The 15094-nt window shown below is 49.9% G+C and carries 16 protein-coding genes and 1 tRNA gene; 9 read left to right on the top strand and 8 right to left on the bottom strand.

The window, feature by feature from the left end; genetic code table 11:
* Positions 1–559 precede the first annotated feature (559 nt).
* Together ACO0LC_RS28565 and ACO0LC_RS28560 are read left to right on the top strand one after the other, a co-directional pair.
* Positions 560–1078, top strand: a complete 519-nt coding sequence (locus ACO0LC_RS28565; RefSeq protein ID WP_423009550.1) for a hypothetical protein — start codon at positions 560–562, stop codon at positions 1076–1078.
* Between the two features lie 363 nt (positions 1079–1441).
* Positions 1442–1759, top strand: a complete 318-nt coding sequence (locus tag ACO0LC_RS28560) for a hypothetical protein (protein ID WP_423009548.1) — start codon at positions 1442–1444, stop codon at positions 1757–1759.
* A 229-nt stretch (positions 1760–1988) separates the two neighbouring features.
* On the opposite strand, the gene ACO0LC_RS28555 is transcribed toward ACO0LC_RS28560, so the two are convergent.
* Positions 1989–2064, bottom strand: a tRNA-Phe gene (locus ACO0LC_RS28555).
* A 155-nt stretch (positions 2065–2219) separates the two neighbouring features.
* Here ACO0LC_RS28555 and ACO0LC_RS28550 point away from each other — a divergent pair.
* From ACO0LC_RS28550 to ACO0LC_RS28530, 5 genes are all read left to right on the top strand, one after another.
* The gene (locus ACO0LC_RS28550; protein ID WP_423009546.1) at positions 2220–3431 is read left to right on the top strand and encodes an FAD-dependent monooxygenase; all 1212 of its coding nucleotides are present in this window, start codon (positions 2220–2222) and stop codon (positions 3429–3431) included.
* 107 nt (positions 3432–3538) lie between these two features.
* A complete protein-coding gene (locus tag ACO0LC_RS28545) occupies positions 3539–4291 on the top strand; it encodes a DsbC family protein (protein WP_423009544.1) in 753 nt (250 codons plus the stop codon).
* A 12-nt stretch (positions 4292–4303) separates the two neighbouring features.
* Positions 4304–4942: a nucleotidyltransferase family protein gene (locus tag ACO0LC_RS28540; RefSeq protein ID WP_423009542.1), complete on the top strand. Its 639-nt coding sequence runs from the start codon at positions 4304–4306 to the stop codon at positions 4940–4942.
* Between the two features lie 223 nt (positions 4943–5165).
* On the top strand, positions 5166–5627 hold the full coding sequence (locus ACO0LC_RS28535) for a DUF3429 domain-containing protein (RefSeq protein WP_423009540.1): 462 nt from the start codon (positions 5166–5168) through the stop codon (positions 5625–5627).
* Positions 5628–5741: 114 nt separating this feature from the next.
* Positions 5742–7574, top strand: coding sequence for a M61 family metallopeptidase (locus tag ACO0LC_RS28530; protein ID WP_423009538.1), 1833 nt, complete (start codon positions 5742–5744; stop codon positions 7572–7574).
* A gap of 103 nt (positions 7575–7677) precedes the next feature.
* Here the strand turns inward: ACO0LC_RS28530 and trpC are convergent, their stop codons facing one another.
* The 6 genes from trpC to rpe all read right to left on the bottom strand — a co-directional run bounded on the left by trpC (position 7678) and on the right by rpe (position 13262).
* Positions 7678–8478 (bottom strand): indole-3-glycerol phosphate synthase TrpC, encoded by an 801-nt coding sequence (gene trpC / locus ACO0LC_RS28525; protein ID WP_423009536.1) that lies wholly within the window; start codon positions 8476–8478, stop codon positions 7678–7680.
* Between the two features lie 4 nt (positions 8479–8482).
* Positions 8483–9514, bottom strand: coding sequence for an anthranilate phosphoribosyltransferase (gene trpD, locus ACO0LC_RS28520; RefSeq protein WP_423009533.1), 1032 nt, complete (start codon positions 9512–9514; stop codon positions 8483–8485).
* Positions 9511–10083: an anthranilate synthase component II gene (locus tag ACO0LC_RS28515; protein WP_423009531.1), complete on the bottom strand. Its 573-nt coding sequence runs from the start codon at positions 10081–10083 to the stop codon at positions 9511–9513. The genes trpD and ACO0LC_RS28515 overlap by 4 nt, the downstream gene beginning before the upstream one ends.
* The gene (gene trpE / locus ACO0LC_RS28510) at positions 10084–11580 is read right to left on the bottom strand and encodes an anthranilate synthase component I (RefSeq protein ID WP_423009529.1); all 1497 of its coding nucleotides are present in this window, start codon (positions 11578–11580) and stop codon (positions 10084–10086) included.
* A 267-nt stretch (positions 11581–11847) separates the two neighbouring features.
* Complete coding sequence (locus ACO0LC_RS28505; protein ID WP_423009527.1) at positions 11848–12531, bottom strand: phosphoglycolate phosphatase; 684 nt, start codon at positions 12529–12531, stop codon at positions 11848–11850.
* 65 nt (positions 12532–12596) lie between these two features.
* Positions 12597–13262, bottom strand: coding sequence for a ribulose-phosphate 3-epimerase (gene rpe, locus ACO0LC_RS28500; protein ID WP_423009525.1), 666 nt, complete (start codon positions 13260–13262; stop codon positions 12597–12599).
* A 103-nt stretch (positions 13263–13365) separates the two neighbouring features.
* Between rpe and apaG the strand changes: the two genes are divergently transcribed.
* Positions 13366–13740: a Co2+/Mg2+ efflux protein ApaG gene (gene apaG, locus ACO0LC_RS28495; protein WP_110258198.1), complete on the top strand. Its 375-nt coding sequence runs from the start codon at positions 13366–13368 to the stop codon at positions 13738–13740.
* 18 nt (positions 13741–13758) lie between these two features.
* Here apaG and ACO0LC_RS28490 read toward each other — a convergent pair whose 3' ends face one another.
* Positions 13759–13947 carry a hypothetical protein gene (locus ACO0LC_RS28490; protein ID WP_423009521.1) on the bottom strand — a complete coding sequence of 63 codons (189 nt, stop codon included), beginning with the start codon at positions 13945–13947 and terminating at the stop codon, positions 13759–13761.
* A gap of 110 nt (positions 13948–14057) precedes the next feature.
* On the opposite strand from ACO0LC_RS28490, the gene ACO0LC_RS28485 reads away from it, so the two are divergent.
* Positions 14058–14834 (top strand): enoyl-CoA hydratase, encoded by a 777-nt coding sequence (locus tag ACO0LC_RS28485; protein WP_423009519.1) that lies wholly within the window; start codon positions 14058–14060, stop codon positions 14832–14834.
* The last annotated feature ends 260 nt before the right edge of the window (positions 14835–15094 follow it).

Here is a 15094-nt window from a genome sequence, read left to right as displayed (position 1 = left end):
TGGTGGTCGGTGCGGTAAGCTGCGGTAGGCACTTGCCTGCATGTGTAAGCGATGCAGCCATCGATACGCGTTGCACGGCGTGGTGGCACCTGTTGCGGCATGATAAGCATGCCAGATGGGTTTACCCTTCTATCAGGAAGCGCAACCTCACAAATCAATATCAGTGGTTCGGGCCTCATCTTTGCCGGAGGACACAGGCATAAGATGGCTGAGCGGATCGGAGAGGTTGAAAATAATGGGATTTGCCGGGGACTGGATGAGGCCAACTTTGCGGAAACTCATGCTGCCGGAAACGCCGTTGTCCCGCAAATCTCGGAGTGGATTGCAAGCAAACTGATAACAGCTATCTAAACTGAATTAAATTCCTACTGACATAAGTCCACTTAAACATGGACTTATGTACACAAATGCAACGATCAAAGGTAGAATTCAAGTTAGATAATTGTGTTTATGCAAATTTCCGTCGTGAGTTTCTTATTAGTTATACTGTTATCGAACGAGATGATTTCGACTCGAAGAAGGTGATTCAGAAGCAATTCGCTAACAAAAATGGAATGATATGAAAAATGAAGATTTCCTTTGGGAAATTTACGATAACTATCGAACAGTACGCTTAAATGTGAAGTACTACAGTGCCAGACTACATAGTTATGAAAATTATAATTTTTGGTTTGAGATTTTGATTGCTATAACGGTAAGCGGTTCAGCAATTTCAGGGTTATGGTTTTTCGAAACGCCAGAAGGGAAAATTTTTTGGAAATGTATTTCTGCTTTTTCCGTTATTGCTGCTTTCCTGAAACCCTTCATTAGGTTAACTCAGAAAATAAAATTTTATGAGCAGACATTATCGGGTTATCGGGCGCTGGATTATGAACTTTACGAAATAGTTGTCCAAATAAAGAAAGACCAAGGTTGTTCTAGCATTGTACGAAAGATGTTTGACAATGCTCAAAAAAAGAAAAAGGATTTAGTAACAAACCCTCCCGAGATCAAGCAAGATAAAAAACTCATAGATAAATTTTATGATGAAGTCTTAAACGAAATTCCGAAAGAGACACTTTTTCTTCCTAAAGGATAGTTCAAATGGCAACTAATAAACCGAATCCCAATCCAATTCCGACCCCACGTCCCCCGCAACCAGGACCAAATGATGGTGGAAAGAAAGGCCATGTTGTGCCTCCCAAGCCATGGCCGAGATAAAAATCACTGTAGAAAACTTGCGATATTTCTTCGATAAGTACAATAGAAAAAGACCACTAAATGTGGTCTTTGATATTTATATAACATAACATTTGGTGAAGAATATGAAAGTCTGGAACGTATACGATATTGGCCCAATTGACATTGGTTGGCATAACCTTCCAATCGTGCAAGAAGTGGCACTCAAATTCGCAGAAGAAGATGTGATGGCAAATTGACTTTAATAACAAAGGAGATGTTCGTGAATCCATACTACAAGATTCAATTTTTTCACCAAGGAACAGACTACGACGCCCTAGTTAAATATACTGGATTTGCATTTGAAGGAAATGCCAGGGACGGAATGGTTGTAAGCGGTGCTTTTGACCCCAAGAATACCAAAGCCCCAGGCTATATTGAATTTATAAGTTTGGATACGAACGGCGAGATACTTTCACGGGTTCACTTTGAGATTACTAAGATGGAAGCGCCGGATGTGGGTGGCGCTTTACTCATGCACTGCATCTCCACTGGAGAAGACGGAATAGTGGGAAAGATTAGTCATGTTTCGTCGCAATAAAAAGCAAAAGGCTCAATTACTTGAGCCTTTTTGTTTTTTTTGTAAATTCAAAGTTATATGCAAACATGTACAAAGTTTCGCGCCGCCTTACACATACAAGATTGATTTGAGCGGGTTAGCGTTGATGGGATTGGGTTACACAGCGGTTACATAGAACGCGAAAGTAAAAGATAAAACAAAAACGGTTACATGCGAAAACATGTAACCGTTTGATTTTACTACTTATTCTTGGTGGCCCGGGGCGGAATCGAACCACCGACACAAGGATTTTCAATCCTCTGCTCTACCGACTGAGCTACCAGGCCAAGACCAAGAATTATAGACATGTTGGAGGCTGTTTGCAAGCTTTTTCTGAAAAAAGCTTCGCTTCCCTCTATGGCGGGGCTTTGATCTGGCGCATCAGGCAGGTGGTTGGGCTTCCCGTATAATGGGGCATTATCTGGTTTTTGACGGGGGACTGATGTCTGCTCAGGCGCGGGATTGTGATATTTGCATCGTCGGTAATGGGGCGGTGGGCAAGGCGGCGGCTTTGGGTTTTGCCCAGGCGGGTTTGCGTGTTACTTTGTTATGTGCGCCAGGCTCTGGTGCGCCTGCAGTGGCGACAAATGCGCTTTCGGCTGACTGGGATGTGCGGGTGTATGCGCTGAATCATGTGGCGCATGACTTGTTGTCTTCGCTGAAGGTTTGGGATGCACTCGACCAGGCGCGGGTGGCGCCGGTGTCAGCCATGCAGGTGCAGGGTGGTGGCGGTGTCGATGCAGGTAAGCTGGGCTTTGATGCTTATGGCGCACATGTGAATGAGCTGGCCTGGATAGTGGAAGACAAGAACCTCAATCAAGCGCTGGATACGGCTTTGCGCTTTGCGCAAAATCTGACGCTGGTGCAGGGGCGGGCGCAAGCTTTGCTGGTGCAGCCAGATGCTGCGCAAGTGGTGCTGGATGATGGCTGCAGCATATGCGCGTCTCTGGTCATTGGTGCTGATGGTGCGCAGTCGTGGGTGCGTGGTGCTTGCGATATAGGTCTGGATTACCGTTCGTATCATCAGCAGGGTGTGGTGAGCAATTTTGAATGCGCCAAACCGCATCGTGGTGTTGCCCATCAATGGTTTGTGCAAGAGCAGGGCATTATTGCCTTGCTGCCTTTGCCAGGCAATCGTGTATCACTGGTATGGTCAGCACCGGATGCGCAGGCCGAGACTTTATTGCGCGAACCTTTGTCGGCATTGGTGGAGCGCTTGATGCCCTACTGTGGTGAGGTGCTGGGTGAGTTGCAGCCAGTGCTGCCGGAGGCGATCAAGGCTTTCCCGCTACGACTGATACGCCCGCATAGCATGATCGCGCCAAGAGTGGCGCTGGTGGGGGATGCGGCGCATGCTGTGCATCCGCTGGCGGGTCACGGTATGAACCTGGGTTTTGCTGACGTGGTCGACTTGCTGAAAGTAATGAAAGAAAAAGAGGCGCACCGCGATTGTGGTGATGCCCGTTTGCTGGGCCGTTACCAGCGTGCGCGCAAGGAGGAAGTCATGCTGATGCTGGCGACTACAGATGGTCTGGCACGTTTGTTCGCCTCTGATTTGACACCTTTGCGTACAATACGTGACCTGGGATTGAACTTGCTGGACCGCTTGCCAGTCATAAAGAACAAATTAATCGCTCACGCCATGGGGAAATAGTACCCGGCCTGCGATGTGCATGTAAGATCATGGTCATGGATGCGACTAATGGCTATACGTTGGTCGTGGCGCTGGTGCCTGGGCCTATAGATGAAAGAGAATGAATAATGAATAAAATGATACAAGGCCTGTTGGTCATGGCGCTGGCTTTGGGTGGCAGCATAGTGAGTACTGCTGCAATGGCTGAAACGCCGCAAGAGGCGGCTGTGCGCAAACTGGTGCAACCCACCTTTCGTGAAGGCGTAAAGATAGATTCTGTGACCAAGACACCTTATTCCGGCTTGTATGAAGTGCGGGTAGGTTCGGATGTCATGTACACCGATGAAAAAGCGCAATACCTGTTTACGGGTGAAATCATTGATGCAAAAAGTGGCACGAATTACACCAAGGCCAGGATAGATGATTTGAGCAAGGTGAAGTTCTCTGATTTGCCGCTGGATTCTGCCTTGAAGATGGTCAAGGGGGATGGCAAGCGTGTGATTGCGGTATTTGAAGATCCGAATTGTGGCTTCTGCAAAAAATTCCGCAAGACTTTGACGAGTATGGATAACATTACTGTTTATACCTTCATGTATAACATCCTGGCCGAAGACTCCAAGACCAAATCCAAAAATATCTGGTGCTCAGCTGACCGCAACAAGGCTTGGGATGAATGGATGTTGAATGGCAAAGTAGCGCCAGAAGCACCGGCTAATTGCAATACCCCAAATGACAAAATCTTTGCCCTGGGTCAGAAGTTGCGCGTGACAGGTACGCCATCTGTTTTCTTTAGCGATGGCAGCCGTGCGCCAGGCATGCTCGATATGAAAACCCTGGAAAGTAAAATTGCTGCCGCAGCCAGCAACACTAAAGCGAATTAAGGTTTTTAAATAATGACATCCCCACTACGCTGGACAGGTATTTTACTGGCCGCGGGGCGGGGACGCCGGTTCGATACCAGTGGCCAGCAAGACAAGCTCTTGCAGCAACTGGGAAATGGCTGCTCCGTCGCCCAGCAAAGTGCCAGTAATATGCTGGCTGCCATGTCGGATGAGGCGGCGGATGTGGTGGCCGATGTGGTAGCGATAGTCAGGCCTGGGCACACTGTACTGACTGAGCAATTGCAGGCATTGGGTGTCGCGTGTCTGGCTTGCTCTGACGCTGATATGGGCATGGCCCATTCTCTCAAGCATGGCTTGCTAGCCACCAGCGACAGTGCTGGCTGGATTATCGCCCTAGCCGATATGCCTGCAGTAAAAACTTCAACGATACTATTACTGGTACAAGCCTTGCAGGCAGGTGCAGGGATAGTCGTTCCCGTCTATCAGGGCAGGCGTGGCAATCCGGTCGGGTTTGCGCGCAGTTACTTACCGCAATTGCTGAATCTGGAAGGCGATGTCGGCGCTCGCAGGCTTTTGCAAACTGAGTTGGTGACGCAAATCGTGGTGGATGATGCGGGTATACATCAGGATTTAGACACTCAGGATGAGTTAGTGGCTCATCATGCACGGATGAGCAAGCTCGCTTCCTGAATTTGCAAGATCGTCGATCTTGCAAAGGAAATCATGAAAATAAGATATTTTTATCCGATGATGATAAAAATGTTCATGAATTAGGCACAATTTTTTACTTTCCCCTCATGTTTTGTTAGCGCTAAATAGCCGCAAGATATATCTATACAACTAAAATAACCATAGAATAGCGGTTTTCTTCCACCTGAATTAAGTTTGGGCGCTAGCTTTACAGCCTCTATTTATGAATAATCTCAATCAAAAACTGGCGATAAGACTTGGTTTTGCTGGCCTCGCGCCATTTATCTTTTTGACGCTGGCTTGCTGGGTCGTGCATCCAGACTGGTTGGGCGCCTTGATCAAGGCACAGCTGCATTATGGCATCGTGATTTTGTCTTTTCTCGGTGGCCTGCATTGGGGCGTGGCTCTCATGGCAGGTGGCGGGCATGAGAATGAAAACAAAAAAGTCCTGATCTGGGGCGTGGTTCCCATTATCATTGCCTGGCTGTTTTTGAACCATATGCTGTTAGGCTTTATCGTACAAGTTGCGGCTTTCATTGTGACCTACAAAATCGATAAGCGTCTATATCAAAGTTATGGTGTACCAGCATGGTTTATCAATATGCGTTTGCAACTGACACGTGTCGTTGTGGGGGCGCAGTTGTTGACTTTCGTTGCAGCCAATGTACGTAACTACACGAGCTGATTATACGAGCTGATCAAGCCCGGCCTTAATTCAAATTCTTCCATCAGCAGACTCATCATTAAAGAAACAGAAAGATCGTTCAGAATGAAAAAAACGACAACAACAAAGAGACAAATGACAACTACGTCTGCTCATGCACTTGCATATACCATCGTCCCCAAAGATCTGGCTGGCCATATGTATCAAGTCACGCTGGACATTGCTACACCGGATGCAGAGGGGCAAGTTGTCAGCTTGCCTGCCTGGATACCCGGTAGTTATATGGTACGTGAATTTGCCCGTAATATCGTGCAGATCAAAGCCAGTTGCGAAGGCAAAAAAGTCGCGCTGAAAAAGCTCGACAAGCACACCTGGCAAGCTGCGCCTTGCAAGGGTGCTTTGCGTATCAGCTATGAAGTCTATGCCTGGGATTTGTCGGTACGTGCTGCCCACCTTGATCAAAGCCATGGCTTCTTCAATGGGAGCAGTGTGTTCTTGAGTGTGCATGGGCAAGAGATGAATCCGCATGTCGTTGACATTCAACGTGCAGATGATGTCGCCTGCAAAACCTGGCGTGTCGCCACGTCCTTGCCTGAATTGAAAGCCAAACGCTATGGCTTTGGTACTTATATAGCCGCTAATTACGATGAGCTCATTGATCACCCGGTAGAGATGGGTGATTTTGCGCTGGCAACTTTTGATGCGCATGGCATCTCCCACGATTTTGTCGTAACTGGCAAAGTACCGAACATGGATATGGAGCGCATCATCGCTGATGTGCAAAAAATCTGCGAAACGCAAATCGCCTTCTTTGAGCCGCGTACCAAGAAAGCACCGATGGACCGCTATGTCTTCATGACCATGGTGGTGGGTGAAGGTTATGGCGGCCTCGAGCATCGCGCTTCTACCGCATTGATATGCAATCGCACTGATTTGCCAGTCAAGCACCATGCAGAAATGAGCGATGGCTACCGCGGCTTCCTGGGCTTGTGCAGCCATGAATATTTTCACACCTGGAATGTCAAACGCATTAAACCAGCTGCCTTTGCCAGCTATGACTTGCGTCAGGAAAACTACACCAGCCTGCTGTGGGTATTTGAAGGCTTCACCAGTTATTATGATGACCTGATGCTGGTGCGCGCAGGCTTGATTGATGAACCAGCTTATTTTAAATTACTGGCCAAGACCATCAATATGGTGACACGCGGTAGCGGTCGCCAGAAGCAAAGTGTGGCTGAATCCAGCTTTGATGCCTGGACCAAATACTATCGCCAGGATGAAAATTCACCGAATGCGATAGTCAGCTATTACACCAAGGGTTCTCTGGTGGCACTGGGTCTGGATTTGACGATACGTGCAGAAACTGCGGGTAAAAAGTCTCTCGATGACGTCATGCGCGCACTGTGGCAAAAATTTGGCCGCGACTTTTATGAGCGCAGCCTGTCGGGCAAGCAGCAAGGCCTGGGTGAGACTGAGTTTGAAAGTCTGGTCGAACAAGTCACTGGCGTGAATGTCCGCCGCTTCGCTGACAAGCATGTACGCGGAACTGAGGATGTAGCGCTGGCCACACTGTATGCTGACTTTGCGGTACAGTTAGGTGGTGGCAGTGCAAGCAAAAAAGCCAGCCTCGGTGTACGTGTAGTGCGTGAAGGCAATGACTGCAAGATCGCCAACGCACATGAAGGCCGCGCCGCACATCTGGCTGGTTTGTCAGCCAATGACGTCATCGTCGCCATCAATGGTTTGCGCGTAACGGCGGCTGATGCAGCAGATAGTCTGGGTGCGGCACTGGGGCGTTATCGCATCGGCGAGACTGTGCAAATCCATGCCTTCCGTCGCGATGAGTTGCTGACGGTGCAGGCAAAATTGCAGGCGGATGATGTACCGGCTGTGACACTGGCAGTGCAGGCGTCAGGCAAGACAGCTAGTTTGGTAAGACCAAGCTTTCAGAAGCCAGTCAAGAAGTAAGCTTGTAGTTCCAAAAAAATGCCGCACAGCCAGAGCTTGTGCGGCATTTTTATTTTTGTGAAACCTGGACATTTCCCTTTGGGTAGATGAAATAGTCAACAAACTACCCAAACACCTTCGCCAGTTCCACACCAGGGTTTTCAGCCCGCATAAAAGCCTCGCCCACCAAAAAGCCATGCACATTCGCTTCCTGCATGCGGCTGACGTCGGTGGCTGACATGATGCCGGATTCGGTAATCACCAGTTTGTCTGGCGTAATCCTTGGTAGTAAGCCTATTGTCGTATCCAGTGACACTTCAAAAGTACGCAGGTTACGGTTGTTGATGCCCAGCATGGCGGTCTTGAGTTTCAGTGCGGCTTCCAGCTCTTGCGCATCATGTACCTCAACCAGCACACCCATGCCGAGTTCATGTGCGCAGGCTTCCAGGTCGGCCATCAGGCCGTGATCAAGGGCAGAGACGATGAGCAGGATGCAATCTGCTCCCCAATGTCTGGCCTGGTAGATCTGGTAAGGATCTATCATGAAGTCCTTGCGCAATGCTGGCAGAGTGCATGCCGCACGCGCCTGTTGCAGGTATTCAGGTGCACCCTGGAAGAACTGCACATCGGTCAACACCGACAAACAGGCCGCACCATGTTCTGCATAGCTTTTCGCAATCTCTGCTGGGTGAAAGTCGGGACGCAACACTCCTTTGGAAGGCGAAGCTTTTTTAATCTCCGCAATGACCGCTGCCTTGCCTGCTGCAATCTTGTCACGCAAGCTGCCTTCAAAATTACGCAGGTCTGCTTGCGCTTCTTTGTTGCTCTCCACTTCAGCGCGCAGGCTGGCAAAGGATTGGTATTTCTTTGCTGCCGCCACTTCATCGGCTTTGACCGCCAGGATTTTATTTAAAATGTCTGACATGGTCTTACTTTCCTAATTGCTGGGTGACTGCTATGAACTGTTCCAGCTTGGCCCTGGCTGCACCAGATGCAATCGCTGCTTGTGCGAGTTTGACGCCATCGGCTATCGACGTGGCAATGCCCGCACCATACAGGGCTGCACCTGCATTCAGTGCGACGATATCAGTCGCTGCACCTTCGACATTGTTCATCACTTCGATTATCTTGGCCTTCGATTCATCCGCACCATTTACACGCAAGTTACGGTTGGATACCATCTGCAAACCAAAGTCTTCCGGGTGGATATCGTATTCGCGGATTTCACCATTCACCAGCTCACCCACCATGGTTGGTGCGCCCAGTGATACTTCATCCATATTGTCGCGCCCCCATACTACCAGCGCGTGTTGCGCACCAAGACGCTGCAAGACGCGTACCTGTATCCCAACCAGATCAGGGTGGAATACGCCCATCAAAATATTCGGCGCACCTGCCGGATTGGTCAATGGCCCCAGGATATTGAAGATAGTACGCACACCCAGTTCACGGCGCACTGGTGCAGCATGCTTCATCGCCGCATGGTGATTCGGTGCAAACATGAAGCCTATGCCGGTTTGTGCTATCGACTGTGCGATCTGCTCAGGCTTGAGATTGATATTCGCGCCCAAAGATTCCAGCACATCAGCACTGCCGGAAGAAGAAGACACACTGCGACCACCATGCTTGGCAACCCGCGCACCAGCAGCAGCCGTGACAAACATCGATGCAGTAGATATATTGAAGGTATGCGCGCCATCACCACCAGTACCGACGATGTCAATCATGTTGTCCGTATTTGCCAGTGGCACCTTGGTCGAGAATTCACGCATAACCTGGGCGGCTGCGGTGATTTCGCCTATGCTTTCTTTCTTGACGCGCAGGCCCATGGTCAGTGCAGTGATCATGACTGGCGACATTTCGCCACCCATCAGTTTGCGGAACAGGAACAGCATTTCATCGTGAAAAATTTCACGGTGTTCGATCAGGCGTGTCAGTGCTTCTTGTTGAGATATGGTCATGATGCTGTTCCAGTCAAAAAGTTTTTCAGCAGGGCGTGGCCATGCTCGGACAAGATGGATTCGGGGTGGAATTGCACGCCTTCGAGATTAAATTCCTTATGGCGCACGCCCATGATTTCGCCGTCATCTGTCCATGCAGTCACTTCCAGGCAATCCGGCAGGCTGGCGCGTTCTATCGCCAGCGAGTGGTAACGGGTAATCGTATAAGGGCTGGGCAAATTCCTGAAGACGCCAACGCCAGTATGGGCAATTGCAGAAGTCTTGCCATGCATGACTTGCTTGGCACGAATGACCTTGCCACCAAATGCTGCGCCTATGGCCTGGTGACCAAGGCAGACACCGAGAATAGGCGTTTTGCCAGCAAAGCGTCCTATGACGGCGATGGAAACACCTGCTTCTGCCGGTGTGCAGGGGCCGGGTGAAATACAGATATGATCAGGCTTCAAAGCCTCAATTTCTTCTAGCGTAATTTCATCATTACGGTAGGTACGCACATCCTCACCCAGTTCAGCAAAATATTGCACCAGGTTGTAGGTGAAGGAATCGTAGTTGTCTATCATTAGTAACATTTAAATTTCTCCGTCCAGGCCATCTTGCACTTGTTCTGCTGCGCGCAATACTGCGCGTGCCTTGTTTTCGGTTTCCTGCCATTCCATTTCTGGCACTGAATCAGCCACCACACCGGCTGCTGCCTGCACATACAGCATGCCGTCTTTCAAGACGCCGGTGCGTATCGCAATCGCCAGGTCCATCTCACCACCGAAGGACAGGTAACCGCAGGCACCACCATAGATGCCGCGTTTGACAGGTTCCAGTTCATCAATGAGTTCCATTGCCCTGACCTTGGGTGCGCCAGACAATGTGCCAGCCGGGAAGGTGGCTTTCAATACATCAAGATTGGACAAATTGGCTTGCAAGACACCTTCTACATTCGAGACTATGTGTTGCACGTGCGAATATTTTTCTATGACCATCTGGTCAGTGACCTTGACGCTGCCAGTCTGGGCGATGCGGCCTATGTCATTGCGGGCCAGGTCTATCAGCATCACGTGTTCGGCGATTTCTTTCGGGTCTGCCAGCAATTCTTTCGCAAGCTCTGCATCGCGTTCTGGTGTGGTGCCGCGTGGGCGGGTGCCAGCCAGTGGACGTATGGTGACTTTCTTGCTGCCATCATTCAAGCTTTCATTACGCACCAGAATTTCTGGTGAAGCACCGATGATTTGCATATCACCAAAATTATAGAAATACATATACGGCGAAGGATTCAGCGAACGCAGGGCGCGGTACAGTGACAGCGGTGAATCGACATAAGGTTTCTTGATGCGCTGGCCCACCTGCACCTGCATGAGATCACCTGCCATGATGTATTCCTTGGCTTTTTCTACCGCCTTCAGATAATCTTCCTTGGCGAAGTCGCGTATCGATTCTGTACGGACAGACGCCGATGTGACAGGGGCATCAACGCTACGGCGCAGCATCGCGCGCAAGTCTTTCAGGCGCTGGCGGGCTTTGGACCAGGCTTCTGGCTGGGTCGGGTCGGCATACACGATGAGATAGAGTTTGCCGGATACATTGTCAATGACCGCCAGTTCTTCGGTCAGCAATAACTGTATCTCTGGCAAGCCCAGATCATCTTTTGGTGCCTTGCCAGCCAGTCGCTTTTCTACATGGCGCACGGCGTCATAGCCAAAGTAGCCAGCCAGGCCGCCACAGAAGCGTGGCAGACCAGGGCGCAAAGCAACCTTGAAACGTGCCTGGAATTCAGCGATGAAATCCAGCGGGTTCATCTCGCGGCTCTCTATGACCTGGCCATTTTTCAGGACTTCGACTTTGTCCCCAAAGCTGCGCACCAGGGTATTGGCAGGCAAGCCTATGAAGGAGTAGCGGCCAAAACGCTCGCCACCCATGACAGATTCAAGCAGGAAAGTATTCTTGCCTGCGTTCTGGGTTTGCGCGAGTTTCAGATACAGGGTGAGCGGGGTTTCCAGATCGGCGAAGGCTTCCGCAATCATGGGGATACGGTTGTAGCCTTGCGCGGCCAACGATTTGAATTCGAGTTCGGTCATGGTTTTCTTTCAGCCGTCAGCCAGCACTTGCAAGCTTGCCTGCGCAATGTACGCAAAGCAGACAAACAGGCTTAAAGCCAGAATATGGACGGATAAGACAAATTGATATAACAAGCAAGAGAATGTGCTGAGGGTGTGCACAGTCGCTCGCGGCATTCGTGTATTAACAGAATTGCCAGCGTCGCCATAGCCAGGCCTCAAAAGTGCCTGGAGTGATCATGGAACGTTTGTTATCGGAGAACATTCGTTATGGGAATGATTTGAAAGTCAAAGGGGTTTTTCAGTTGCAAGCAGTTGTGCTGCCATCAACAGAGTTCTGACTATACCATCACTTTGAATATTTTGTACAGCTTCGCCGTGGTTGTATCCATACGGCACTGTCAAGACCGGGCAGCCTGCTGCGCGGGCGGCAATCGCATCATTGCTGGAATCGCCTATAGCCAACACTTGTGATGGTGGCAAGCCCAGAGCCTTGCAGGCTTCTTGCATGGGCAGGGGATCAGGTTTCTTTTTTGCAAAGCTGTCGCCACCATAGACTTGCTCAAAATAAGAACTGATTTCTTTCTTTTGCATCAGGGGCAGGGCGAAGGCTAGTGGTTTGTTGGTGACGCATACCAGGCGCATACCCAGATCGTGCATGGCTTGCAAACCTTCATGCACCTCAGGGTAAAGCTGGCTGTGGTCACCATTGATAGCCAGATAATGACGCTGGTAAGCCGCCAGGGCGTCATCAAAGCGGGCTGCTACATCAGTGGCATCAAAATCCAGGGACAAGACTTGCTGGATAAGATTTTCAGAACCCTTGCCTACCATGGTCTTGATGACATCCAGCGTCAGAGCTGCCAGCGCAAAGTCTTCGCGCATGCGGTTGATGGCGACCAGGAAGTCTGGTGCAGTATCTATCATGGTACCGTCAAGATCGATGATGGCGGCTTTGATGTGACTGAACATGGTGGGGCGATCAGAGATAGGCTTTCCGCCTGGAATGGCGAAAAGCCTGAAGATGAATAGGTAGATTAAACCTTGGACAACTCAAGGCGCATGGCATCAATGATGGTTTTGTAGTCGGGTTTGCCAAAAATGGCAGAACCGGCAACAAAGGTGTCGGCACCAGCACGGGCTATCTCGGCGATATTGTCGATTTTGACGCCGCCGTCCACTTCCAGCATGATGTCGCGGCCAGATTCATCAATGATCTTGCGGGCTTGCGCGATTTTTTTCAGTGTATGCGGGATAAAGGTCTGGCCACCAAAACCAGGGTTGATCGACATGATCAAAACGATATCGACTTTGTCGATGACATTTTCCAGCACATGCAGCGGTGTCGCCGGGTTGAATACCAGACCAGCCTTGCAACCATGGTCACGTATGGTTTGCAGGCTGCGGTCTATATGTTCAGATGCTTCCGGATGGAAGGTGATGATATTCGCGCCAGCCTTGGCAAAGTCGGGGATGATGCGATCAACAGGCTTGACCATCAGATGCACATCGATAGGCACCTGCACATGCGGGCGTATCGCTTCGCACACCATGGGACCTATGGTCAGGTTGGGCACATAATGATTGTCCATGACATCAAAATGGATCATGTCAGCGCCAGCGGCGACAACATTGCGGACTTCTTCACCCAGACGGGCGAAATCGGCGGACAATATACTGGGAGCAATGCGGAAAGTAGTCATGATGGAATCGTGCTTGAAAAAGATATGCTATTTTACCTTGTGAGGGCAAGCGGCTGTTGTCTTCGTCTGGCACAATGAACATAGTTCATCATGAAAGAAAATTATGGCAGCGTATGAAATAAGTGTATCGGTGGCGACGCAATACCTCAAAGACCAGTCCGACCCTGAGCAAAACAATTTCGTTTTTGCCTACACTATCACCATCAAGAATACCGGCACCGTGGCGGCACAAGTGATTTCCCGCCACTGGATTATTACCGACAGCACCAACCATGTAGAAGAAGTCAAAGGCCTGGGTGTAGTCGGCCATCAACCCTTTTTGGCTCCGGGGCAAAGCTTTGAATACACTAGTGGCAGTTCATTGAGAACGCCACAGGGCAGCATGAAGGGCACTTATTTCTGTGTGGCAGAAGATGCCCATCGCTTTGAGGCAGAGATACCTGAATTTGTCCTGTCTTTGCCGCGTACGCTGCATTGATACTGGCACGGCCCAGGCTTATTGTGGATTTTCATCCTGACTTTGCTTGCTGTGTTCTGTAGGTTTTTTATCTTCTTTTGGTGGTGTTTCTGGCGTGCGGCCATGAAACATCGTCCACCAGACAATAAAAATTAGCATGAACATTGCTACGCCTGCTTCCAGCGCTAATAACCACATCGCATCCACCTCGCTAAATAATGTAAGCACATTGTACCTGCTTATTTGTGTACCTCATTACAGGCGCTGGTCCGGCGCATTACAATACACATACCGGCATTCATGCTGCATACCCCTACTTAATAACATCAGGAGCATCTATGACTTACGAATGTATTTTGACTGAAACCCGCGACAAAGTTGGCTTGATCACTCTGAACCGCCCCAAGGCCATGAATGCGCTGAACGATCAGCTCATGGATGAACTGGGTCTGGCACTGAAAGCTTTCGACAAGGATGAAAACATCCACTGCATCATCCTGACAGGCAGTGAAAAAGCCTTTGCCGCCGGTGCCGACATTGCCGCCATGGTCGGCTACAGCTTCATGGATGCCTATAAAGATGACTACATCACCCGCAACTGGGAAACCATGCGCCAGATCCGCAAGCCAGTCATCGCTGCCGTTGCTGGTTATGCTCTGGGCGGTGGTTGCGAAGTCGCCATGATGTGTGACTTCATCATCGCTGCAGAAAATGCCAAGTTTGGCCAGCCAGAAATCAAGCTGGGCACTTTGCCTGGTGCGGGTGGTACCCAGCGCCTGCCGCGCGCAATCTCCAAATCCAAAGCCATGGACATGTGCCTCACTGCGCGCATGATGGATGTGGTCGAAGCAGAACGCGCTGGCCTGGTGTCTCGTATTGTTCCTCTCGACAAACTGATGGAAGAAGCTTTTGCTGCGGCCAATACTATAGCCTCCATGTCCCTGCCCATCATCATGATGGCAAAAGAGTCTGTCAACCGCGCGTATGAAACGACGCTGTCAGAAGGTATACAGTATGAGCGCCGCCTGTTCCAGGCCAGCTTTGGTACGGAAGACCAGAAAGAAGGTATGCAAGCCTTCCTGGAGAAGCGTCCGGCTGTATTTAAGAACAAGTAAGTTACGCTTCAGCGGCAGGCTTCATAAAAGTGCTCTATATATAGCATCAACAATATAGAGCACTCAATAACTCAAAACAGTAGCAATCTAATTACCCCCCCCAACCCCGTCGCGCCTGCGCAGGCAGGAGCCCACCGGGCTGGCGCTCCAGCGTCTTTCGTTGATAAGCCGCGATACTTGCTCACAGACATATATAAATATGAGAATGCAAAGGGTGCGCGCAGCGCACCCAAGGTTTTGCCTTTATTAGCCTTTCAATA

The organism is Undibacterium sp. JH2W (assembly GCF_049340425.1).
Lineage (GTDB): Bacteria > Pseudomonadota > Gammaproteobacteria > Burkholderiales > Burkholderiaceae_D > Undibacterium.
Note: the sequence above shows the minus strand (reverse complement) of the source record. Positions and strands in the feature narration are given on the sequence as shown.

Coding starts and splice junctions, on each gene's coding strand:
- ACO0LC_RS28485 (WP_423009519.1), top strand. CDS start 14,058: ATGACTTACGAATGTATTTTGACTGAAACCCGCGACAAAGTTGGCTTG.
- rpe (WP_423009525.1), bottom strand. CDS start 13,262: ATGACTACTTTCCGCATTGCTCCCAGTATATTGTCCGCCGATTTCGCC.
- ACO0LC_RS28540 (WP_423009542.1), top strand. CDS start 4,304: ATGACATCCCCACTACGCTGGACAGGTATTTTACTGGCCGCGGGGCGG.
- trpC (WP_423009536.1), bottom strand. CDS start 8,478: ATGTCAGACATTTTAAATAAAATCCTGGCGGTCAAAGCCGATGAAGTG.
- ACO0LC_RS28550 (WP_423009546.1), top strand. CDS start 2,220: ATGTCTGCTCAGGCGCGGGATTGTGATATTTGCATCGTCGGTAATGGG.
- trpE (WP_423009529.1), bottom strand. CDS start 11,580: ATGACCGAACTCGAATTCAAATCGTTGGCCGCGCAAGGCTACAACCGT.
- apaG (WP_110258198.1), top strand. CDS start 13,366: ATGGCAGCGTATGAAATAAGTGTATCGGTGGCGACGCAATACCTCAAA.
- ACO0LC_RS28565 (WP_423009550.1), top strand. CDS start 560: ATGAAAAATGAAGATTTCCTTTGGGAAATTTACGATAACTATCGAACA.
- ACO0LC_RS28530 (WP_423009538.1), top strand. CDS start 5,742: ATGACAACTACGTCTGCTCATGCACTTGCATATACCATCGTCCCCAAA.
- trpD (WP_423009533.1), bottom strand. CDS start 9,514: ATGACCATATCTCAACAAGAAGCACTGACACGCCTGATCGAACACCGT.
- ACO0LC_RS28505 (WP_423009527.1), bottom strand. CDS start 12,531: ATGTTCAGTCACATCAAAGCCGCCATCATCGATCTTGACGGTACCATG.
- ACO0LC_RS28535 (WP_423009540.1), top strand. CDS start 5,166: ATGAATAATCTCAATCAAAAACTGGCGATAAGACTTGGTTTTGCTGGC.
- ACO0LC_RS28515 (WP_423009531.1), bottom strand. CDS start 10,083: ATGTTACTAATGATAGACAACTACGATTCCTTCACCTACAACCTGGTG.
- ACO0LC_RS28545 (WP_423009544.1), top strand. CDS start 3,539: ATGAATAAAATGATACAAGGCCTGTTGGTCATGGCGCTGGCTTTGGGT.